Consider the following 22582-nt stretch of genomic DNA (forward strand, 5'->3'; position numbering starts at 1 on the left):
AGACCCTTGATTTGTTTTTCAATTTGCCATTTTTTACAGGGTTGTGGATTCTTTTTTAAGTATGCACTTTTTGACTCCCGTTTTTTTGGACTCCCCATTTTAGAGTTTGGCAGCATTTGAATTTCGTTTTTAGGACTTGCGCAGTCAAATCGAGAACGGTAACAGAATCTCAACTTTTGAATCACATTTGTTTTTTAGGTGCGTAAGTCCTATACAGTAGACTTTTTGGAGGTTCACACTGGTTGGGTATAAACAAGTTTTTGATCTTTTAGTGGTCTGTTTCGTACACAGAAGACTCTAAGACTTTCCAAGATTTTATTTCGTCAAGAGGTAAACATGCCATTGCGAAAAAAATCATGTTAATCTGCTTCTGGTTACTTTTTCTTCTCTGTTGTTTCTTCCACCCCCCGGGTCGCCTATTACAAGTTTTCTATCACAGTTTTGTAGGGTTGTTTTTCTTATATGATAGGAAAACGGTAACCTATTACCTACTTAAAACTATAAATAACTTTCTATCTCCGAGCAAACACATTACACAAAAAGATATTATGTGAACCCTAACTATTCTGTATTCTGAAAGAAAAACGAGTAAATATGTATCCGAAGTTTTCCATAATAATTTACTAAAATACTCTTCGTGTCCGGAAAAAAGGTATCCTTTGCCCTGAACCGAGCAATTTTTCCCCTGATAGGGACATGGTTCACGTTAAATGTATAAACTCCCGAACTTCTTCACTAATTTTATATACTATGGAAGTGTAGAAATATTTGGCAAGTGTGCATAGCTTGACAACGATGAGAACATGAGGGACGGATCGAATTCGATCCAGTCCCTCCAACAACCTCAAAATTTGAAATGAAAACTTTCCCTCTCCTACTTTCCCCTCCTAATTCCAGCCATTTCTTAAACTTTTTTTATTTATCCCTGGGCTAGTAAAATAGATGCCGTAAATCGGTCAATTTGGTTCATGGTTGTTTTCTAACCCCACAGCTAAAATACACTTTCCTGGAAAGTATTACATATTATAAAAGTTATCAGAAAATAACAGGTAACAACAGGTATCTAATCTGGAAACACAAGTATGAAAAAGTGAAATTCCAGGTTGACTGCTCTGAAAATTGAGATCAAAAACTTTACATTCTCAATCTTCGTTTTTCATAACCACTTTTTCCAAGACCTGTAAAAAAAAGGAGATAAAAGATGGTAGAGACCAGCATTACGGAAGTTTTGAAAGATATGGCCTTTAGATCAGGCGCTGATTTTGTCGGCATAGTCGATCCCTCCTGCTTTGAAAATTCTGAGTACACCGGAAATAAACCCCAGGATGTGATGACAGATCTCCAGTCTGTGATAATTCTGGGGGTTTCCATACCACGGGGAGCTTTTGACACACTGCCCAGAGGCAGAGCCGAGTATACAAATACTCTTATGGCAGGTACAGCCACATTGAGAATAATTGCTTTTCAAATAGCCAGATTCATTGAAAAGAAGGGATATAAGGCAACGATTGCTCCGAGTGAAGGGAGCGAGTTCGGCTACTGGTATGCAGACCGCAAGACCCTTAAAGCGGATTTTTCTTTCAAATACGCCGCATACCATGCAGGCCTGGGAAACTTCGGCATGAACCATCTTCTCATCACAAAAGATTTTGGGCCTAAAGTCCGTATGACTGCCATCCTGACAGACGCTCCACTGGATGGAGATAAAAATACTCAACTGCCTTTTATCAACGATGCATGCAGCGCCTGCATGAAGTGCATCAAAATATGCCCTGCAGGTGCCATTACCGCAGAAGGGGTGATTCACAGGGAGAAATGCGCTGAGTACATGTTCAATGTTCTCGGTGGACTTCGGTGTGGGCTTTGTATAAAAGTGTGCCCTCTGGATCGGTTTTAAGAATTTCCAAAATCCGTTGAAGAAGACTTTCCGAGTCTTATCCTCTTTGCTCTTCTCTTTTCCGGAGCCATGTCTCATTTTTTTCTCCCGGACCCGGAAGGATTGGAACTTAAAATTCGTCCAGAGAGATGGTCTTAGATACCTTAGACTCAGAAGGATGCCGATTAATATATTTTGAGGCTGAGATCACCAAAAAATCCGGTGTTATTCGATCTTAAAAGAAGTTTGGTTTAGAATGAAATGGAAAAATTGGAATAAAATCGAGTAACCTGGAAAAATAGGATAAAAAAGAATACCATCAAGAGTTCAGGTTCATTACCAATCTCTGGATATTTTGTTATCTGGGGGTTCGTTTTTCCGTTTTTCCGTTTTTCCAAGTTTTTATAAAACTTGTTAGTTCTTAACTATTTTTATATTACTTAAAATTTTCCAGCGAAGTGAGAAAGTGGTTTTCTTTGAATAGTTTTTTTTCGGGTAGAAAGACTTATTTTGTTGATCTGAATACCAGAGAGTGTAAAAAATATAAATAACATAAAAATTAGGAAATAAAATGTAGTAAATAAGATTGAAATTAGGAAATAAAAAGTAGTAAATAATATTGGTGAATTTTGATCCGTATCTTCACTCTTTTAATTCGATTCTATTAGTTTCCCGTTTACTCTTCTCCCATTTCCCTTCTGAATTCCACGTAATCTCTTTCTACTTCTTCGAGTTTTACGGCTTTGAGTTCCATATCTTCGGGTTCATGTTCCATTCATTTGCCCCCATGTTCGAGACCTCAGAAGTCTCTATTTTTTTCGCTGTTAGCTAAATTCTTTCATTATGAACTCAACTTAATTATTATTTTTATGAACACCGTATCTTTATATAAATCTTCCTGTTAATCTTGTTCTATTTTGCTGAATATGATAAGTTTACGGGTTATGATGAGACGTAATAAGTCTACATTTCTTACCGGATACGATATGTCTGCATTTTTTCCTTTTTTATGATGAAAAGAGCAAAGATATTCTTAAATGAAAGTTGGAGCATTTTTCTCTCTCATGCATAAAAGTTCGGAACCGGAACTCATCCTTGGCGTCAGAAACCTTGCAGGGCTTGAGGCATGTTCCAGGTATGCTGATGCCGTCTATTTTTCAACGGACAGGCTCAGCCTGAGGGCAAAGGCAAAAGAGATTTCCCTTGAAAATCTGGAGGATTTTGTTTCTGAGGTCAGGGCAAAGGGGCTGAAAGCTTATCTGGCCGTAAACTCGACCGTGAACGAAGCCAGGCTTGGTGAAGTCGAAGCCGTGGTAGCTGCAGCGGTAAGAGCCGGAGTGGACGCAGTTATCGCCTGGGACCCAGCTGTTATCCTCAGGGCTCGTAAAGCCGGGCTCAGGGTCCATATCTCTACCCAGGCAAACGTTACGAACCACGAAACAGCTGAGTTTTACAGGAGCCTCGGGGCTGAAAGGATCGTTTTTTCGAGAGAACTTTCCCTTGAGGAGATCCGGCAAATCAGGCAGCAGACGGAGGTCGAAATCGAAGCTTTCGTTCACGGGGCTATGTGCATGGCGGTTTCGGGCAGGTGTCACCTTTCGGCATATGTCCTTGGAAAATCCGGAAACTGCGGGGAATGCACCCAGCCCTGCCGCTGGGAATGGGAGCTTCACGGGGAAAACGGGCTAGTTATGGAAAGCAGGGGAAAATACCTTCTCAGTGCAAAAGATTTATGTATGATAGGGTATGTGCCGGAACTGATTGAAGCCGGGATAAATGCGTTTAAGGTAGAGGGCAGGCTGCGTGATCCCGGATACCTGGAAGTGGTCTCTCGCTGCTACAGGGAAGCAATTGATGCCTGCAAAGCAGGAAGCTATACCCCTGAAAAAGTAGAGGTCTGGAGAACCGAATTGGCTTCGGTGTATAACAGGGGCTTTTCTACCGGGTTTTACTTCGGAGTTCCGGGCCTGGAAGTTTTTTCTCCCGAAAAGGGTATGAATGCCTCGGAAAAGAAACGCAGGGCTGCAGGGATTGTAGAGAATTATTATCCCAGACAGCAGGCTGCAGCAATAAGACTCCTTGAAGAAGGGCTTACGATAGGGGATGAGATCCTGATCGAAGGCAGTACTACCTATCTGAAGCAGCAGGTTCGCTCGATTATGAAAGAAGGCATGAGCCTGCAAAATACCGAAAAAGGGGACGAAGTTGGGCTTGCTGTTGATGGAGTAGTCAGAAAAAACGACCGAATCTTTATAATCTGATCAATTGTATTTGATCAATTGTATTATCTAAGTAAATTAGTATTATTCAATTAAAATATTATAACAGTATCTATATATTGGATTCTTCCTTATACGGATTACAGCTTACGAAAACAACTGAAAAGAGTTGGCTCAATTACTCACATAGGGTCAGTCTTTCAATACAGCTCAGTTGTTCAAAAACTTAGTTATTCAGAAACTTGGTCATTCAGTATATAGCTAGTTATCCAGAAACTTGGTTATTCAGTATAGCTAGTTATCCAGAAACTTGGCTATTCAGTGTAACTCATTTATTCGGTGTAGGCTCAATATTCAGTATAATGCTCATCTGACAGGACCAACTTCCAGCCGGGTAAATCGCACCTCGATTGGTAGCCACCATCTGATAATGGTTTACAGCCAGCTCATGGCCTTTGCCGGTCTGTAGACGATTGCGATAAACAACTTAGAGAATTAATTTAGATAAATAGTTCGATAAATAATTTAGACAAACAACTTCGATAAACAATTATCTGACCGATAAGTAAGGTGATATTTTGATAAGCGTCAACGAAATGGGATCATACGTCATCGAAGAGATGCTCGACTGGAGTGAAGACCTGAAAACGGAAGTAACCAAGCTTAACAGCGGGGCCACAATCATTGACTGTGGAGTTAAAGCCGAAGGCGGATATGAAGCCGGAATGTACCTGGCAAGACTCTGCCTTGGTGATCTTGCTGACCTTAAATACAGCACCTTTGACCTCAACGGTATCAAATGGCCTGCCATCCAGGTGGCAACCGACAACCCGTTAATTGCCTGCATGGCTTCCCAGTACGCAGGCTGGAGGATCTCTGTAGGAGATTACTTTGGAATGGGTTCCGGCCCTGCCCGTGCCCTCGGTCTAAAACCCAAAGAGCTTTACGAAGAAATCGGGTATGAGGATGATTTCGAAGTTGCGGTCCTTGTAATGGAGTCCGACAAGCTTCCTGATGAGAAAGTGGTTGAGTACATTGCAAAGCACTGCGGCGTGGAGCCGGAAAACGTCATGATCGCCGTTGCCCCGACAGCTTCCATTGCAGGCTCGGTCCAGATCTCAGCCCGTGTTGTGGAAACCGGGATCCACAAGTTCGAATCCATTGGTTTTGATATCAACTGTATCAAGAGCGGGTACGGAATTGCCCCCATAGCCCCGGTTGTCGGAAACGATGTCCAGTGCATGGGCTCAACAAATGACTGTGTGATCTACTGCGGTGAGACCAACTACACAGTCCGCTTCGAAGGCGAGCTGGCCGAACTCGAAGACTTTGTAAAGAAAGTCCCATCAACCACCTCCAATGACTTCGGAAAGCCCTTCTACCAGACCTTCAAAGCCGCAAACTTCGACTTCTTCAAAGTTGACGCAGGTATGTTCGCTCCTGCCAGGGTCACTGTAAACGATCTCAAGAGCACAAAGACCATTTCAAGCGGCGGGCTCTATCCCGAAATCCTGCTTGAGTCCTTCGGAATCAGAAACGTTTAAAGAGCATTTGTTCTTTTTACTTTTCTTTTTTTTTCTTTTTTTCCATTTCTTGCTATTTTTTTCTTTTTTCCATTTCTTGCTGTTTTTTCTCGTTTTTTTCTGCTCCTTTATCCATTGCCTCTATTTTTCTTATTTCCTCTGTTTTTTCTGCCTTTTTCTCTGTTTTTGCCCTATCCTGAGATAATTGCGGTGCTTAACTCAACTTATTTATGGGAATGTTTCCAATCTTATTGTGGAAGTAGATGATACTGTAAATTGATACTGTAAAGAAAGTCCCCGAAAAGCAGGCTTTTATGAAGTATCGATAAGAAGATTTAGGATAAAAAGGAGAAGAGTTAGGAGAAGATTTTAATGCCGATAATAAACACCTCTCAGGGAGTAGGAGGCATCCTGAACAGCTTCAAGGGTCTCATAGACGGAGTAGAAAAAATTACATTTGTGGGAACTCCGGGGTTCTGCACCCCATTTGCAGAACTTCTGGGTTTTGTGGTCAGGGACAAAAAACTTGCTTTTATCCCCAACCTGGACTTTGAAAAAGCCAGGTCAATCTCCATGACCCCCGAGGGAATACAGCTTGGAGAACCCATAGACGCCCATGCTGACACTGTTGTCCTGCTCGGAGGGCTTGCGATGCCAAAGATCGGCGTCAGCCCGGAAAAAGCTAAAGAAATCACAGAAAAGGTTCTGGAAGGTTCGGCGAAAAGAAAAATCATCGGAGTCTGTTTCCAGGCAATGTTTACGCTGCAGAAATGGGACGAGATTATCAACTTTGATTATATAATTAATGCCGACCTGGCTGTTGAAGTGCTTCAACCCTGAAACTTAAAGCCACAAATGCAGAAAAAACAAAATTACTACTTAAAGCCGGTGAGTAAACTGCTTATAACAGTTTGCCAACAAATTCTTTTTTTCATCCTTTTTTATCGGACTTAGACGTATTAATCAGGTTCTGTTCTACTTTCGTCATCCGGTGCTAACAGATAAACCACCCCTGCAATCAAAAGGGCAGGAGACGACATAAACCTCAAGAACATACTTAAAAAATTTACCACTGTTTCTAGATTTCCAGTGGATTCAGCCCACCCCTCGGTAGCTGGCCAAAGGGGAATCATAGCATCGGCTGCGTTTGTACGAGTAGGGTCAAGATAATAATAAACGTTAAGCGGAACTCCAAATGTCAATTCAATTGTTAAAATAAATAATTCCGATGCAATAAAACTCAAAATAGCAAGTTTAGTTTTATACACATAAAAAATATTTACATTATATGGTATAAAAGTTTCCGGTGTTTTGTACATTATAATAATATAAAAAAAGTTTCCAGTGTTCGGTTCATTATACTAAAAATGATACTGTATGTTTCTTTTTAATACCTCTTCTTCATCCCATACCTTTTAATAGCCCCACTGCCGTAAATATGCAGAATTACATACTGTAAATTCATATTCAGGTGACTTTTCCAATGTATTCTGACCGCATAAACGCATTACCACCATATCTTTTTGCAGCGATTGATGAAGCTAAGGACGAAATGATTGCAAAGGGGGTAGACGTGATCGACCTTGGAGTGGGAGACCCTGACCTTCCGACCCACCCGCACATTGTGGAGGCCATGCGCGAGGCTGTTTGCGACCCCAAGACTCACCAGTACCCTTCTTATGCCGGCATGCCGGAGTTTCGGGAGGCTGCGGCTGAATGGTGCAAAAAATATAAGGGAATTGAACTTGACCCTGCAACCGAAGTCCTTTCCCTGATAGGGTCAAAGGAAGCAGTTGCTCATATCCCGCTCGCCTTTGTCAACCCAGGAGACGTCGTGCTCTATACCGATCCCGGGTATCCTGTATATAAGATCGGTACTCTTTTTGCAGGAGGAGAGCCGTATTCACTGCCTCTGAAGGCTGAGAACAGCTTCCTGCCTGACCTGGACTCAATTCCGGCAGATATCCTGAAAAGGGCGAAGCTCTTCTTCTTCAATTACCCGAACAATCCAACATCGGCAACTGCGGACATGAAATTCTTTGAAAAGGTTGTTGAGTTCTGCAAGAAAAACGACATCATTGCGGTGCATGACAATGCCTACAGCCAGATGGTCTACGACGGGTACGATGCCCCTTCCTTCCTAGCAGCAGAAGGGGCAATGGACATAGGGATCGAGCTTTACTCCCACTCCAAGACCTACAACATGACCGGCTGGAGACTCGGGTTTGCCGTAGGAAGCAAAGCCCTAATAAAGGGGCTCGGGAAGGTTAAGTCCAACGTGGATTCCGGCGTTTTTGATGCAATCCAGATAGCAGGCATTGCAGCTCTTTCCTCTTCCCAGGCCTGCGTTGACGATACCAATAAAATCTATGAAGAAAGGCGCAACGTCCTGATTGAAGGGCTTACAGCCATGGGCCTTGAAGTAAAACCCCCAAAAGCAACCTTCTACGTCTGGGCTCCTGTCCCGACAGGTTTTACTTCAATAGAGTTTGCAAAACTCCTCCTGGAAGAAGCCGGAATCGTCGCAACTCCCGGAGTCGGCTTCGGAGACGCTGGCGAAGGTTACGTCAGGTTTGCCCTCACCAAGCCGGTCGAGAGGATCAAAGAAGCTGTAGAAAGGATGAAGAAACTGCAGTTCTAAGCAATCCGGAAAATCCCTGAAACCGGACTCGCCGTAATTCAAATAACTCAAAACAGTCAAAACAGGCGGCATACTGAAAAAGCTGCCTAAAATCTCCTTTTTATATCCGAGTTTATTTCAAGGTTTTGATCAGAGTTTCCATATTTACTGTTCTTTTCTGTTTGTTCTTTTCTGTTTGTTCTTTTCTGTTTGTTCTTTCCCGTATTCCTTTCATCCCCCGGCAACTGGAGGGACAAAGACCATCACGTCCCCTGCTTTTAATTCGGTCTCGAACCCATCCAGGAAGTCGGTGTTTCTTCCGTTGACAAGGAACCTTACTTTCGGAATCCCGCCTGCAGTTGTGCCTGTTGTGGCTTCTTTGAACTCCGGCCCGTAGCGGGCTTGAAGAGCCTGCAGGGCGGTTCCGACGGTGTCGCCGGGAAGGATCTCAAGTTCTATTTCGGGTTTGCCGGTAATTTCACGGATAGTTGCAAGGAACTTTACGTGGATTTTCAAGCCTATCTCTCCGAAAAAAGGAATAAAACGATTTGAAAGAAAATAATAAAAAAGTGAGAAGGAGGGAGCTCAGGCAATCTCAAGTTCATCCAGCTTCTCTTTTGTGGGTTTTCCGTCAACCCAGCCCCGGATAGTATAATACTCATTGATCATTTCCGGGACGTGGGAGATCTGCCCTTTGGAGGGGCCTGCCGGGACCGGCTCTTCGGTAAGGCGCTTTGGAAGGACGTCCTCTTTCCGGTCAAACCCGTACATGTTATTCATCAAGCGTTCGAGATTTGTGACCCTTTCCCCGAGTTTCAGGAGTTTGTCGGCGTCAAGGTCAAAACCCGTAATCGCTGCCAGCATCCCCGCATACTCGGGCAGGCCGAGAGCAAACGAGGTAAAGAGGCAGACAACAGAGGAGTTGATAGCTGATGTCAGGTCCTGCAGGATAATGGTCCACCTGGGCTTGTCCTCGACTGCATAGGGGTCGAGTTTTTCGGGCAGCTCCAGGATTTCGGGAGAGATCATGTAGCCGTAGACGTGGTCTCCACCGCGGTTTGCAGTTGCGTAGTTCAGGCCTATTCCCTGGATGGCTCTGGGGTCATAGGCCGGAAGCTCCATACCCTTGACAGCAATGGAGAGTTCCGGAGCCCCGTATTTTTCTGCAAGCTTTTTCGAACCCAGGGCAAGGTCAGCCCCTATACCTGCGCGGTAGGCAGTCCTCCAGATGGCTTCAATCATTGAGCTGGGGTCTCCAAAGCGCAGGTTCATGCCCTGGAGCTTCTCTTCCGGGATCTTTCCTCTCTCCACGAGTTCCATGGCACAGGCAATTGTATCGCCCATGGAAATCGTATCAAGCCCCAGCTCATCGCAGAGGTGGTTTGCCTTAATAAGAGCGTCCAGCTCTGTTATGCCGCAATTGGAACCGAAGGCAAAGATAGTCTCATACTCCGGTCCCTCGGTATTCCGGATACTAAAAGGTCCGTCCGGCACATCGGACTTTCGTCCGCAGACAATCGGACAGCCCCAGCAGCCGTATCTCCCTGTCAGGTATTTTTTTACAAGGGTCTCTCCGCTCTGTTCGTCAGCTTCCGGGAAATAAGCTTCCTGGAAGTTCCGTGTCGGGTAGGCTCCACTCTCATTGATGAGATTCACAAGGACCGCGGTCCCGTAGGTGTGAAGCCCTCCATCGGGAGCTGTAACCGGGTTCTCCCTGATCTTTTTCATGGCTTCCGCAACCCTCTCTTTCAGAAGTTCGGGGTTTGCAGGTTCAACCCTCTGGCTCCCGGAAACCACGATTGCCTTCAACTTCTTACTCCCCATGACAGCCCCGAGCCCGGTCCTCCCTGCAGTCCGGTACTTGTCGTTCATGATACAGGAAAATGAAAGCAGGTTTTCTCCCCCGGGCCCAATGCATGCAATCGAGGTCTTCCTAGGATTTTCTGTTCTTCCGGTAAGTTCGTCCGTGACTGCGTGGACTGTCATGCCCCAGAGTTCCGGAGCCGGCACAAGCTCGGCTTTTCCTTCCACAATGCTCAGGTAGACAGGCTCTTTCGAAATTCCCCGGACAACTACTGCGTCATATCCTGTAAACTTCAGGTAAGGACCCCATTTTCCTCCTGAGTTCCCGCTCCCTACTGTTCCTGTCTGGGGTGATTTGCTGCAGACAACATGGTAGCGCCCACTTGTGGGGACCTTTTCCCCGGTAGCCGGCCCGGTTGCAAACACAAGCAGGTTATCAGGGTCAAAGGGCTGCATATCAGCTCTGAATTCATCATATACAAGTTTCAGGCCGAGCCCCTTGCCTCCGAGGTACATCTTTGCCATTTCTTCGTCAAGCGGAAGGTCTTTGAGCTCGCCGCTGTCAAGATTAACATCAAGAATTTTTCCGTTATAGCCCCCAGGCATGTAATTCCTCCTGTCTGGTAAATTTAGCATAAAGGATAAGCAGCCTTTCCGGCTCACTTTATCCGTCTCATTCGTCCGTTCACTTATCCGGCCTGCTTTGTCAGAAGCTTCCTGTTCGACCATGTATTTCAGCTGTTCAGAAAAAATCTCGTATGGATAGCCGAAGCTTCATTAACTATATCCTTTAAACATAGCCGGGTACATTTGAATATATACCCTCTTATATATGTCGAAGTTCCTTAATAAAAGTGTTCTAGCCGCCCCAACATCACGCTTTTGTAATATACTCATGCCTGACCTCGGCTCTTGTGATTTTCGGCACTTTTCCCCACATTCCTATGTACTCCCCCTGAATCACAAGTGCCCCTTTTATCCCCTGCACGGTTTTTACAACCTTGAATGCAACCTCAACAGCTTCCTTTCCTATCCCGACCTCATTCCCCAGTGCCGTTGCAGCCGCATCCGCAAGAGAAACATCATCCGAAAAAATTGCCGCTGCGTCCGCCATCCCGAAACTGATCGAAGGACCCACCGTCCCTGCCGAGGTACAGACTCCTGTGATCGAGTCCCTGGGCTCGAAAATTAAGCCCAGGTTTTTTATAGGAGACTGCCCCGCATAAATCCCGACCACAACCGAACGGTCATTGATAAGTGCAATATCCCCGCCGTTATCAACAATAGCATATTTTGCTCCGGCCTTTACCATTGCTTCCACAGCAAGGGCTGAAATTGTGCCTGCAACCGCACTCATGGGCCCGATTCCCATAGTGTTTCCGGCTTTTACCATCCTCCGGACTACTTCAGGAGCATTTTCCGGGCATTCGTAAGGTTCGAGGGTGAACTGAAAATAAGGGTCTGCAAGTATGTAGGTCTCAAGAGTTGCCCTGTGGACCCTGATAGCTTCTTTTGCGGCTTCGATGTGAGCAGGGTCATCAGCCGCAATCGTGACAATGGTTTCCCTTAACTGGAAATGCTCTTTTATCGGGGCTCTTACAGGTTCTTTAGCGGGTTTTTGCGTGGGTTCTGGCATGCTGATTCACTTGGGGTTTATTGCTTAAAAAAGAAATGTTTTTCTGAACCGACTTCCTGGGAGTGAAGCGGAACAGGAAAATGGGGGTTTAATGAAAACCGGAATTCAACGAAAACCGGGGTTTCCTGATAACGGTTAAACTATCCGGGTCCGGAAGGAATTTCTCCGTTTTTCTTTCCCTGAGCCGCACCGGGTCTGAGCCGCCAACCAGCAAGATAAAAAGTTTCCACAAAAAGGTACCGCAATAAAGAGAAATAAATATTGGAAAAATTCCACCTGTCCAGAAGAATCTGTACTTTGCCTCAAAAACCGTTTTTCAATTCACATGTAAATATCAGCGTCTCCGCCAGCTTGTCTGGCGGCCCTTCACAAAAAACAGAAAAAGAAAAGAAAGTGGAAATTTCTCGGTTTCCCGGGTAACTTTTACATGTTAGTTCCTTACAGGCGTATCCAGTCGTTTTTACTTACTGCTTCAGCCGAATATTCTAAATTTTTATGTGTTTTTTTATGTGCTTTTTTAGAACTTATTCTTCTTTTTTGATCCCGGTAATATCACGCATGATACCTTCGCTGAAGAGGGGCTTGCCATCTTGATCCTTGATGATCGTAAAGTGGTCGGCAAAACAGCGGTATTTCCCGTCCTTATGCTTGAACCGGTATTCCAGGGTTCCGAAGCCGATATCAATCGCATGGGCGAACCCTGTAGTAACGAGGGAGAGGTCATCGGGATGAATGAGATCCGAAGACTTACTGATGCTGCCCATTTCGATCATCTCTCGGGCAGAGTAACCGGCAATCTTCTCTATCACCGGGCTCATGAAATCAACGCTATCGGTCTGAAGGTTCCGCCGGTATTCCACATCCGTGGAGTTTTCCTCTGCTTGCTTATTTTCAATTGTATGAGTTTCAGAATTCCTTAACTTTTCGTCCATTCGGTATCCCCAATCAGAAATATGACTTTGAAAGGTTGTATTTGATTATGTGTTAGTATCTTTTTATCACTATATCAACATTTCCTTACAGTTTTCACGTAAATTATGAAAACAAATATATTCAATAAGTTTTCCTTGAATTGAGAGAATAAGCTAATCACATAGCACGCATATTACATAACGTGCATATCACATAATACGCAGATTTCAAAAGAAATAAGTGTATACTGGGTCCAAATTTTTGATATTCTTTGCTGTTGAAAATGGGGAAATGGAATGATAATTAAACATAACATACGAATTTTCATTAGTATATCTATTTTATTTCTGACTATAACTGCAGGCATTGTATCAGCTACTGATATCTATGTTTATCCGGAAGATTCGATTCAGGATGCTGTCAAAAATGCTTATTCTGGCGACACAATTATTGTGTTTCCGGGAACCTATGCAGAGAACATAGAAGTTAATAAGTCGGTCACTATAAAATCAAAATCCGGAAATCCCAGTGACACGATTATCAGAGCTGCAAATCCGGGTAATCACATATTTCATGCAACTGCAAGCAATGTTGCTATCCTGGGTTTTACCATAACAGGTGCTTTTGAAGAACCAGAGAATCGTTATTTTCCGGATGCCGGCATCAATGTCAGTACCTTCAATGAAACTACAGGCAAAGACGAAGTTGTCTATTCATCTGAAGGACAATGGGCTCTCATACCTAAAAACTGGGCAGGAATTTATGTTGATAATACTGATAACACCATAATCAACAACAATATTTTTTTGGGGAACAATCGAGGTATTTTGCTAAATTCATCAAGTAATAATTTATTAGAAAATAATACTGCAATTGATAATGACGGTGCAATTTCAATCTGGGATTTTAGTAATTTCAACATTGTCAGGAATAATAACATAAGTGCGGATGAAAAATATAGGATGGATAAATACGGAATCAGTTTGAAAGAATCCGATGGCAATGAAGTTTATAATAATAATCTATTGCGGCTTGGTATAACACTGCTTCAATCAGACGCTAACAAAATAGTCAATAATACAATAAATCCTGGGGGAATAGGAATTACCCTCATCGAATCCGACAAGAATGAACTTAGCCTAAACTCCATATCCACATCCAGTACCGGCATATTTTTACGGGAAAATTCCAGTTTCAATAAATTAACTGATAATACCATGTTTGACAACTTTATGGGGATCGAACTGCAAACATATAGCAACAACAACACAATTTCCAAAAACACATTAAATAATGATGAGGATATTTATTATTCGGATGACAGCAACAATAATAATATTTCCAAAAATAACATAGACTACGGTAAATATCTTAAAAGAACATATAATAAATATATTAAAGGAGTATACGGGGGATACATCGTATTAAAACTCACCGTCTTCGGCATGATTTATTTGTTCTTTTTTATGTTTCGAAAATGAGGACTTTAAAAACCTTTCATAAATAACTAAATGGAATCAGGATTTGGAGTTTTTCTATAAATCCCCGGAATCTATAAATCCCCAAAAATATCAGCCTGTAGTAGCAGGTTGTCGTAAATTCCAAAAATAAGAAACGATTCGCATAAAGAATAAAGCCAGGAATGAAAGCTTGAAAACGCTGATAAAAAGTACGAAAAAAACGCACATGAAATTTCGAATTACAGGCACAAAAATGAAAGCACTCCGTAACTTTCATGCTAATGAATACACTCAGAAATTTTTATGCCAAAGATGAGCCGAAAAGCTGTATCCTAAAAACCGTTTTCTTTTCTCCCCTGTCCATTATACGCTATTGTCTACTCATTCTGGCTTAACTTCGCTCAATTTACTCCCCTTCCCTCAAAATTCAACACACCTTCGTTGCCTTCAAAATGGCCTTCTTTCAGACCTTCAAATTCCTGGGGCTTTTTTCCCGAATTGTTTTTAATATGGAGCACCCGCTGTGGAAAGGGAACTTCTATGCCGTTTTCTTCAAGAGTACATTTTATGTCCCAGAGAAGTCTGGTTTTAAGCCCGAACCATTCGCTCACAGGAGCCCAGATCCTGACAACTATTTTCACCGCACTATCTCCCAGGTCGCTTACAAAAACCGAGGGTGAGGGGTTTTGAAGGGCGAAAGGCTCCTTATCAATAAGGTCCTTGATGAGCCAGATTGCGGCATTGGCATCGTCACTGTAGCGGATCCCAATTGTGTATTCGAACCTTCTGACCGGGTGTCCTACAATGTTTGTGATATTTGTGGTGAAGACCTGCTGGTTTGGCAGGCGGACGAGAAGCCCGTCGTAGGTGCGGATAAGGGTGGAGATTATGCGGATATCGGTGACATAGCCGGCAGTCCCGTTGATTTCCACCTGGTCCCCTATTTTTATGGGCCTCTCAACCATCAGGAAAAAGCCCGAAACCAGGTTTCCGACAATGTTCTGGCTTGCAAAACCGAGGATAATACCTGTTATTCCTCCTGCCAGCAGAAGCCCTGAGGGATTAAGTCCTATTAAGGGAAGCGCTGCAATGAAAACGATAACCAGAGAGCCATAATAAATGAGTTTGAGGATCGGTTCCCCCACATCTTTACTGATCCGGTCTTTAAGAGACCTGCGCAGGTAAATTGTTAGCACTCTGAATAGGAGGACTGAAAAAGAAATAATGAGAACAAACGTTATCAGATCCGCCGGGGTAACCGGACCCTCTGAAGTTGAGTACAGGTCATTGTCAAGAAAATTAATATCAGGGAAGATCAAAAGCCCCACCCCATATAGAATTTAAGAGGTACAAAGCCAAGCTTCTGGAGCCCGTAAACCCCAAAAGCCTCTTTTCTGGTTTTTCGGTCTTTGACAAGAGCACCCTTCAGCTCCCCGTTTATGGGCTGCGGCTCAAAACCCGTTTCAGCTGTATTCCGGTTGAGGATATCCATTCTGGCTCTCATGAAGACGTCCCCGTCATAGTACAGCTTCATCCCGTAGGCACTGAAAACAGCTTTTGATATTGAGGCCCATTCCGAGGAGGTATTGCGTAGAGTAAGCTCCATAACTCCTTCCTGCAGGGGATTGAGTAAAGGAGAGACTGAATATAACCTGCTTTTCCAGTACTTGCAGACAACCCCATTCGAAACCTCCCCGTAAAGGGTAAATTTCTGCTTCACCAGGGTAAAAACATCCAGAAGCTGGGGGCTCTTATTCCCATTATCCGAGATAAAAACGCCTATTTCTACCGGAAAAGTCAAAAAAACCTGTTTTTTCTCCCCTTCCGCAAGGATCAGGGTTTTTTCAAACTCTATCAGTAGATTCGGAGTAATTTCTTTCGGAGTGTTCAGAGGTTCCACAGGGTTTATGATAATTCGCTTTCTATCCCCAAGGATGAGCTTTTCCACTTCATCATTTCCCAAAATCCTTCTGTATGTCCATCGGTCTCCGGTTTTTTCTACGGAGATCGAGATTCCTTCCTGTTCTACTGAAAATGGAGGATCGTAGTAGCCGTACATAGTATTCCAGCAGTTAGCATATATTTATTCAATTTCTAAATTTCTTAATATTACAGCCTAACCATTATAAAAAAATTACTTTAAATAAATTTTATAGGATTGTAGGTAATGACGGTTCGTGATTAACTGATTAATTACTGGTTGATTATCCGGTTGATTGTCCGGTTGATTATCCGGTTGATTAACTGGTTATCTCCTCCGGATTCCTGGAGAGATCTTTCAGTTTTTCTCTTCCTTTGCCGCCCAGGGCCTTGACAAGCCGGCCAGCCGGATAAATAACAACTTGAAAAAAGTGTCCCAATCGAAAGATACAGCCCACTTTCCGCAGTAAATTTTCGCATATTCACATTTTTTCCTGCTATCGATTTTCAATAAAAAGTGGATTTATTGGACTTTTATGCAGGAGGTAAAGCAGCTATATGGTGTATCATAGAGACAAAAAAACGATATCATTCAATTTTCACCAAGTTCCATTAAAAGTCCAAATTAATTGGATTTGTTTCAAAAACGCTATCAGGGAAAATATTGATTTTTGAAAAAATACTGCAGAATGTGGGATACAGTATATCGAAGAAATCCCATCGGATGAAAGGGCATGTTTCATAACCCCGGAGATCAGGGAATTCGGGAAATCTGGGACTTAGATCCACCTTTTCTTTTTAAAATAAAAAAACATGCTTATTCCCAGTAACATCATGCTAAGCATGACTACAGGGTAACCCCAGTGCCACCTGAGTTCAGGCATGTAATCAAAATTCATACCGTATACTCCTGCAATGAAGGTCAAAGGAATGAAGATAGTGGCTATAATTGTCAGAACTTTCATGATGTCGTTCATCCTGTTGCTCACGCTGGACAGGTAGACATCGACCATTGAGGCAAGGATATCCCGGAAAGCTTCTATTGAGTCTATGACCTGGATGGTATGGTCGTAAATATCCCTCAGATAAATCTGCGTCGCTTCCGTGATAAGCTCGGACTCTACTTTCTGGAGGCCGTTAATAAGTTCCCTGAGGGGCCAGACTGATTTGCGAAGGAGAATCATATCTCTTCTGTATTTCTGGATTATTTTCAGGGTATCGGGGTCCGGGTCTCTGACGAGTTCGTCTTCAAGATCCTCTATTTTTTCCCCGAAATGTTCGAGAATCAGAAAATAATTGTCGATTATAGCGTCAATAAGGCCGTAGGCAAGGTAGTCCACCCCACCCTTTCGCAGGCGAGAAGCGGGATTTTTGAGCCTTTCCCTGAGAAGATCAAAAACGTCTCCTTCCCTTTCCTGAAAAGACAGGATATAGTTGGGCCCGATAATGATGCTCACCTGGTCGATAACAATTTCTTCGTTTTCCGTATCGAGGAGCATCATTTTTAAGACAGTGTAGATGTAGGAATCGTAGTCTTCCATCTTGGGGCGCTGCCCCGCGTTGAGTATGTCCTCGAGAGTCAGGGGGTGGATCTTAAAACAGCTCCCGAGTTTTTCTATAACCTCAATCCTGTCGAGCCCGTCAACATTTATCCATAATTTCATTCCGGGCTGGTTTTTGAGGGCCTGGCACTCATCTATGGTCTGCAGTTCTTTTTCTATCAGTTCCTCGTCGTTATAGATCCAGACCCGAATTGTGACTTTTTCTGCCTTTTTTTCTCCTACATGCACAAGAGTTCCGGGGGCAAGCCCGACTTTTGACTGTTTCCTTCTGAAAGTTCCCGATTTCACGGCTCTGCCTCACCTTTGAACAAAAAATAAACACTTAAGTTAATGGAAATTTCATCAATTTAAGCTCTGTGCCTGGTCTTTTTTTGAATACGATTATTCGGCTTTTGAAGCAAATTGGATTATTTTCAGTGTAAGGTGGCTCTTAACTTAAAAGCGAGTTATTTAAATGTTTGTAGTTAAATATAATTATATATATCACAGTATAATATGTACTAGATTTTTTCCAAAATTAGGGGAAATTGGAAAGATTTTCAGTTTAAAGCTAAAGTATAGGGGTATTAATATGGTTGGAACAGAAATTACGGATAGTCTGTATGCTATGTTTGACCAGTTCATAGCTTTTATTCCTACATTGGTAGCCATAATTATTCTTATTATTGTAGGAATAATATTGGGAAAGTTTCTCGGAAAGATCGGTGCGAAAATACTGGACAAAATAGGACTTGATGATCTGGTTGACAAAACCGTGATAGGTGGAATGATAAAACGAGGACAGATGAGTACGGTAGGCTTTTTTGATGCAGTCATCCGCTGGTTCGTCTACATCATCTTCGCTTTAATCATTCTGGATATTCTGAACATCGGGGTTGTGAATAATTTCGTTGATCTCGTAATATTCTACATCCCGCTTGTAATCTCTGCTCTCATTGTCCTGCTTATAGGTTTGCTGATTGTGGACTTCATTAGCGACCTGCTCAAGAATCTACTTATTTCGACCGGAGTAGATGAGAAACTTGAACAGACAACTTTTGGAGCTTCGATTAAATCCGGGGGGTTGACAGCTTCAGGCATTGTGGCTGGAATTTTCAGAATATTTGGGTATCTGATTTTCCTGACGGCTGCGTCTGATATCCTGCGGTTAAATATGATTAGCATTCTGTTGATAGATATTACTCAATACTTGCCACGTGTCATCATAGCTATCCTGATTCTGGTGATAGGAATTCTTTCTATAGACATAGTAATGGACTACCTGAGTAATACTGTCAAGGGCATGGAGATAGAAGGAGCAGATATCATTCTTCCTCTCCTCAGAGGTTTCCTGCTTCTTATTGTGATTCTGGTTGCTCTGGATACGATGCTAATTGATACCAGTATTCTCTACCTGTTCTTCGGACCGCTGGCATGGGGAATTGCATTTGTGGTGGCATTCAAATACGGAGTCAAAGACGCTATTGTTGCGTATGCCAGAGAAAGGAAGTAATTGCTTCCTTTCATTTTTCTTTAAATGACTGGCTCCTGCTTTTATTTGATTTATATATAAAATGAGTATTGTATCTATCTAATACAGGCTCATCTTCAACTTTAGAAGGCTATTTTTTAGATACAAACAAAAAATAATAATTCTTTTATCTCTCTTCTGCTTTTTCCTGAAATTGAGAGATTTTATTGAGAAAAAGGCTGTAACCGTTTTTCGAAAAGGGCTGATTGAAAGAATAGAGAGTTTTAAACCCGGGTATGAATGATGAAGGGGCTTTTCTTACGGGAAAATCTGGTAAAAATTTTAATCTCAGGCTGATTTATTAGAGGACTTTTATTATTATAAGATTTAAACAAATTTTTATAAAAATGCAGTCTTTCTTTGTAATATAATATTAATAAGAAAATACAAATACTCTTTGTATGATATATAAAATTGGAAGTCATACATATTCACACGAAATAAAACTTCAGCCAGACAAAAACGGGGGTATAGATCTGATAGAGAATGGATACAGGGTCTGCTGAAGGGAAAAATCGGGGGGAATTTGGATTAGATCGGGATTTACCAGTTTAACTTGTGCTTTTATTAGTTTGCTATTATTAAGCGCAGCTACCTGTACCGGTTCGGCACAGGATGACGGGACAACCACCATACTGGACTTGATAGGGGAAAATGGAAATTTCACTATCATCTCAGGTTTCTTCAATAACAGCAGCCTCAATACTACCCTTGCCGGGGAAGAACCTTATACGGTGTTTGTTCCGACGGACGCCGCTTTTGAGAATGTGTCGAGAACCACACTTGAGGGCCTAAAAGAAGACCCTGCCGCCCTTGAACAGGTGCTTCTTTATCACGTCACAAACGGGACTCTGATGGCAGAAGACCTGGTTAACGTAAGCAACGTCACAACCCTTCAGGGAAGCGACCTGCCTGTCAATGCCACTGAAGAAGGGGTATTCGTAGGAGACGCAAAGGTCATAGTTCCAGACATCAATGCCAGCAACGGAGTAGTTCATGCAATAGATGCAGTACTTATCCCGCCTGAAGAAAAGGGACAAAATCTGACAGTACTCTATAACGATACTGTAAACCTGACTGAAGGAAATGTCGTGTTCAGGCCGGATACTGTCAATAATTATACAATAGACAATCTCACAGACTTCGGAGCTCTATATGCAACGGGACTCAACTTTAACGCTGCCTTAGCACAGAACATGACCGGAAATGTGACTAACATGACCAACGTGTCATTTGTGCTTAAGAGCATGGAAGGGGTCGAGAACAATAACACTACCGGAGAGAGGTGGTTTATCTACATCAACGGCGAACCGGCTGAAGAAAACTTAGGACTGAACCCTGTAAGTGCCGGGGATAAACTCAGCTTCTGGTATACAACAGAAGCTGGTGGAGAAGCCAGTGCAACCTATGTAGCTAACATTACCATCGCTGTAGAAGAAGGGATGGAACCTGAGCCGGAACAAAACTTTACAGTACTCTATAATGATACCGTGAACCTGGCTGAAGGAAACTTCACCTTCATGCCGGCAAATGCCACTCAGCCCTATACAATAGGCAACCTCACGGACTTCGGAGCTCTATATGCAACGGGACTCGATTTGAACGTGTCTTTAATGCAGAACATGACTGAAGGAAACATGACCGGAAATGCAACCGAAAACATGACCGGAAATGCAACCGAAAACATGACTGATGGAAACATGACCGGAAATGCAACCGAAAACATGACCGGAAATGCAACCGAAAACATGACTGATGGAAACATGACCGGAAATGCAACCGAAAACATGACCGGAAATGCAACCGAAAACATGACTGATGGAAACATGACCGGAAATGCAACCGAAAACATGACTGACGGAAATGCAACCGAAAACATGACTGAAGGAAACATGACCGGAAATGTAACCGAAAACATGACTGACAACATGACTAACGTGTCATTTGTGCTTGAGGGCATAGAGGGAATCGAGAACAATAATACTACCGGAGAGATGTGGTTCCTCTGCATCAACGGAGAGCCAGCTGAAGCAGACTTCGGAATGAACCCTGTAAGTGCCGGGGACAATCTCAGCTTCTGGTACACAACAGAGGAAGGTGGAGAAGCCGCAATCGAGAATGCAACCTACGTGGTTAACATCACTGTTAACGAAATGATGGCAAGAGAAACCATCATCCAGGCAGCACAGAACCAGACGAGATTAACTACGTTTGTAAACGCAACGAAGGCTGCAAACCTGACGCAGGCCCTGAACGAAACCGGCCCGTTTACGGTCTTTGTTCCGAGCAACGAAGCCTTCGATCAGCTGCCTGCACAAACACGTGATCAGCTTATGAACAATACCACCCTGCTAAGGAAAGTTCTTTCCTATCATGTGGCCAGCGGAGAGTATACCCGTGAACAGCTTGCCAGCATGGATGCCGTTGATAATATTCAGGGCGGCACGCTCGACATCAATATGGTAGGGGACAATATCACAATACAAAACTCGACTATCGAGCAGATAATCATTGTGAAAAATGGAGTTATCTACATAATCGATAAAGTGATCATCCCTCCGGACAGCGGGATTCCTTCCGATGGAAACCAGACCGATGGAAACCAGACCGATGGAAACCAGACTGACGGAAATCAGACCGATGGAAATCAGACCGATGGAAATCTGACTGACGGAAACCAGACTGAAGATCTGGGAGGAGATTGGTACTTCTTCTCAGTCCCCTTCGAAGCCAACAATACAAGCGTTGATTATCTGCTTTCGGATGTGAACTATAGCTCACTGATTTACTACAACGCTTCAACCAAACTCTTCGAAGACGTCTCAAACATTGAACCTCTGAAGGGCTACTGGATCAATGTCCCCAACGGAACCGAGTTCAATGCTGAAGATCAGTTTGCTTCCGTTGAGAAAAAGCTGGTTACCGTTCCGCCGAGCCTGCAGACCTATCAGGGTTGGAACGCGCTGGGTTCACCTGTAAACGAGACTGTCTCTGCACAAACTGCGTTTGCATCCATTAACGACACGTATGCAAAAGTTGTCGGGCCCTGGGTGCCGGGCAATAACACTACGGGTTACTACCAGTATGTCGCATACAACGACCTTAACGGGACCCTGGAAGAAAACCAGTTAGGTGCGGACGAATTAGAAGTCGAACCTTATCAGGGTTACTGGGTCTTTGTGAAAGAGGAAAGCCTGTATGCTTGAGGAGGTCACCTGAAATAAGTGTAGAAATAAGTGTATGGATAAACTTAAGAGACCCGTAAAAACCACTAAAAAAGAGTAAAAATTAGTAAAACCGGAAAACACAAGAAAACCAAAAAAACAGGAAAAAACCCTTAGGAAAAAAGTATTTACAAGAGAAAAAGGAAGCTTCAATTATGGAACTTCTTTTTTACTCAAATCTCTTTTTACCTGAATTTACTTCTTATTTTAATTATTTTTCCCTTGTCCAGCTGACTTTTTATTCGTTCAAGAGGCTTCAATTCACTTTTAAAGAGCTTTCTTTGAACTTCTTTAATTTCTTAATTTTTAAAATCAAT

16 protein-coding genes are annotated in these 22582 nt (G+C 43.0%); 8 read left to right on the forward strand and 8 right to left on the reverse strand.

Annotation, left to right across the window (positions count from 1 at the left end):
• The first annotated feature begins 1201 nt into the window (after positions 1 to 1201).
• From MA_RS08865 to MA_RS08880, 4 genes are all read left to right on the forward strand, one after another.
• Positions 1202 to 1897 (forward strand): epoxyqueuosine reductase, encoded by a 696-nt coding sequence (locus tag MA_RS08865; RefSeq protein ID WP_011021712.1) that lies wholly within the window; start codon positions 1202 to 1204, stop codon positions 1895 to 1897.
• Between the two features lie 1043 nt (positions 1898 to 2940).
• Positions 2941 to 4137: a peptidase U32 family protein gene (locus MA_RS08870; RefSeq protein ID WP_048066252.1), complete on the forward strand. Its 1197-nt coding sequence runs from the start codon at positions 2941 to 2943 to the stop codon at positions 4135 to 4137.
• A gap of 536 nt (positions 4138 to 4673) precedes the next feature.
• The gene (gene mch / locus MA_RS08875) at positions 4674 to 5639 is read left to right on the forward strand and encodes a methenyltetrahydromethanopterin cyclohydrolase (protein ID WP_011021714.1); all 966 of its coding nucleotides are present in this window, start codon (positions 4674 to 4676) and stop codon (positions 5637 to 5639) included.
• Positions 5640 to 5990: 351 nt separating this feature from the next.
• A complete protein-coding gene (locus tag MA_RS08880) occupies positions 5991 to 6458 on the forward strand; it encodes a DUF2124 family protein (protein WP_011021715.1) in 468 nt (155 codons plus the stop codon).
• A 119-nt stretch (positions 6459 to 6577) separates the two neighbouring features.
• On the opposite strand, the gene MA_RS08885 is transcribed toward MA_RS08880, so the two are convergent.
• On the reverse strand, positions 6578 to 6937 hold the full coding sequence (locus MA_RS08885) for a hypothetical protein (protein ID WP_048065190.1): 360 nt from the start codon (positions 6935 to 6937) through the stop codon (positions 6578 to 6580).
• 164 nt (positions 6938 to 7101) lie between these two features.
• On the opposite strand from MA_RS08885, the gene MA_RS08890 reads away from it, so the two are divergent.
• The gene (locus MA_RS08890) at positions 7102 to 8259 is read left to right on the forward strand and encodes an LL-diaminopimelate aminotransferase (RefSeq protein WP_048065191.1); all 1158 of its coding nucleotides are present in this window, start codon (positions 7102 to 7104) and stop codon (positions 8257 to 8259) included.
• Positions 8260 to 8469: 210 nt separating this feature from the next.
• Here the strand turns inward: MA_RS08890 and MA_RS08895 are convergent, their stop codons facing one another.
• The 4 genes from MA_RS08895 to MA_RS08910 all read right to left on the reverse strand — a co-directional run bounded on the left by MA_RS08895 (position 8470) and on the right by MA_RS08910 (position 12609).
• On the reverse strand, positions 8470 to 8754 hold the full coding sequence (locus tag MA_RS08895) for a ubiquitin-like small modifier protein 1 (RefSeq protein ID WP_011021717.1): 285 nt from the start codon (positions 8752 to 8754) through the stop codon (positions 8470 to 8472).
• Between the two features lie 69 nt (positions 8755 to 8823).
• On the reverse strand, positions 8824 to 10647 hold the full coding sequence (locus MA_RS08900; protein WP_048066253.1) for an aldehyde ferredoxin oxidoreductase family protein: 1824 nt from the start codon (positions 10645 to 10647) through the stop codon (positions 8824 to 8826).
• Between the two features lie 268 nt (positions 10648 to 10915).
• Positions 10916 to 11677 (reverse strand): UPF0280 family protein, encoded by a 762-nt coding sequence (locus MA_RS08905; RefSeq protein ID WP_011021719.1) that lies wholly within the window; start codon positions 11675 to 11677, stop codon positions 10916 to 10918.
• A gap of 524 nt (positions 11678 to 12201) precedes the next feature.
• Positions 12202 to 12609 (reverse strand): PAS domain-containing protein, encoded by a 408-nt coding sequence (locus MA_RS08910; protein ID WP_011021720.1) that lies wholly within the window; start codon positions 12607 to 12609, stop codon positions 12202 to 12204.
• 276 nt (positions 12610 to 12885) lie between these two features.
• Between MA_RS08910 and MA_RS08915 the strand changes: the two genes are divergently transcribed.
• Positions 12886 to 14070 (forward strand): right-handed parallel beta-helix repeat-containing protein, encoded by a 1185-nt coding sequence (locus MA_RS08915; RefSeq protein WP_011021721.1) that lies wholly within the window; start codon positions 12886 to 12888, stop codon positions 14068 to 14070.
• A 380-nt stretch (positions 14071 to 14450) separates the two neighbouring features.
• On the opposite strand, the gene MA_RS08920 is transcribed toward MA_RS08915, so the two are convergent.
• From MA_RS08920 to corA, 3 genes are all read right to left on the reverse strand, one after another.
• Entirely contained in the window at positions 14451 to 15377 is a 927-nt protein-coding gene (locus tag MA_RS08920; RefSeq protein ID WP_011021722.1) for a mechanosensitive ion channel family protein, read from the reverse strand.
• The gene (locus MA_RS08925) at positions 15365 to 16108 is read right to left on the reverse strand and encodes a DUF432 domain-containing protein (RefSeq protein WP_011021723.1); all 744 of its coding nucleotides are present in this window, start codon (positions 16106 to 16108) and stop codon (positions 15365 to 15367) included. Before MA_RS08925 ends, MA_RS08920 begins: the two co-directional genes overlap by 13 nt.
• Before the next feature lie 640 nt (positions 16109 to 16748).
• A complete protein-coding gene (gene corA / locus MA_RS08930; protein WP_011021725.1) occupies positions 16749 to 17819 on the reverse strand; it encodes a magnesium/cobalt transporter CorA in 1071 nt (356 codons plus the stop codon).
• A gap of 283 nt (positions 17820 to 18102) precedes the next feature.
• On the opposite strand from corA, the gene MA_RS08935 reads away from it, so the two are divergent.
• On the forward strand, positions 18103 to 19023 hold the full coding sequence (locus tag MA_RS08935; RefSeq protein ID WP_048065193.1) for a mechanosensitive ion channel family protein: 921 nt from the start codon (positions 18103 to 18105) through the stop codon (positions 19021 to 19023).
• Positions 19024 to 19613: 590 nt separating this feature from the next.
• Positions 19614 to 22247: a fasciclin domain-containing protein gene (locus MA_RS08940; protein ID WP_011021727.1), complete on the forward strand. Its 2634-nt coding sequence runs from the start codon at positions 19614 to 19616 to the stop codon at positions 22245 to 22247.
• The last annotated feature ends 335 nt before the right edge of the window (positions 22248 to 22582 follow it).

This window comes from Methanosarcina acetivorans C2A, assembly GCF_000007345.1.
Taxonomy (GTDB): Archaea; Halobacteriota; Methanosarcinia; order Methanosarcinales; family Methanosarcinaceae; genus Methanosarcina; species Methanosarcina acetivorans.

What these genes read in the sequence shown, in the direction of transcription:
- MA_RS08905 (WP_011021719.1), bottom strand. Translation starts at nt 11,677, where the DNA reads ATGCCAGAACCCACGCAAAAACCCGCTAAAGAACCTGTAAGAGCCCCG.
- MA_RS08925 (WP_011021723.1), bottom strand. Translation starts at nt 16,108, where the DNA reads ATGTACGGCTACTACGATCCTCCATTTTCAGTAGAACAGGAAGGAATC.
- MA_RS08865 (WP_011021712.1), top strand. Translation starts at nt 1,202, where the DNA reads ATGGTAGAGACCAGCATTACGGAAGTTTTGAAAGATATGGCCTTTAGA.
- MA_RS08935 (WP_048065193.1), top strand. Translation starts at nt 18,103, where the DNA reads ATGGTTGGAACAGAAATTACGGATAGTCTGTATGCTATGTTTGACCAG.
- MA_RS08900 (WP_048066253.1), bottom strand. Translation starts at nt 10,647, where the DNA reads ATGCCTGGGGGCTATAACGGAAAAATTCTTGATGTTAATCTTGACAGC.
- MA_RS08885 (WP_048065190.1), bottom strand. Translation starts at nt 6,937, where the DNA reads ATGTACAAAACACCGGAAACTTTTATACCATATAATGTAAATATTTTT.
- MA_RS08870 (WP_048066252.1), top strand. Translation starts at nt 2,941, where the DNA reads ATGCATAAAAGTTCGGAACCGGAACTCATCCTTGGCGTCAGAAACCTT.
- MA_RS08915 (WP_011021721.1), top strand. Translation starts at nt 12,886, where the DNA reads ATGATAATTAAACATAACATACGAATTTTCATTAGTATATCTATTTTA.
- MA_RS08910 (WP_011021720.1), bottom strand. Translation starts at nt 12,609, where the DNA reads ATGGACGAAAAGTTAAGGAATTCTGAAACTCATACAATTGAAAATAAG.
- MA_RS08880 (WP_011021715.1), top strand. Translation starts at nt 5,991, where the DNA reads ATGCCGATAATAAACACCTCTCAGGGAGTAGGAGGCATCCTGAACAGC.
- MA_RS08890 (WP_048065191.1), top strand. Translation starts at nt 7,102, where the DNA reads ATGTATTCTGACCGCATAAACGCATTACCACCATATCTTTTTGCAGCG.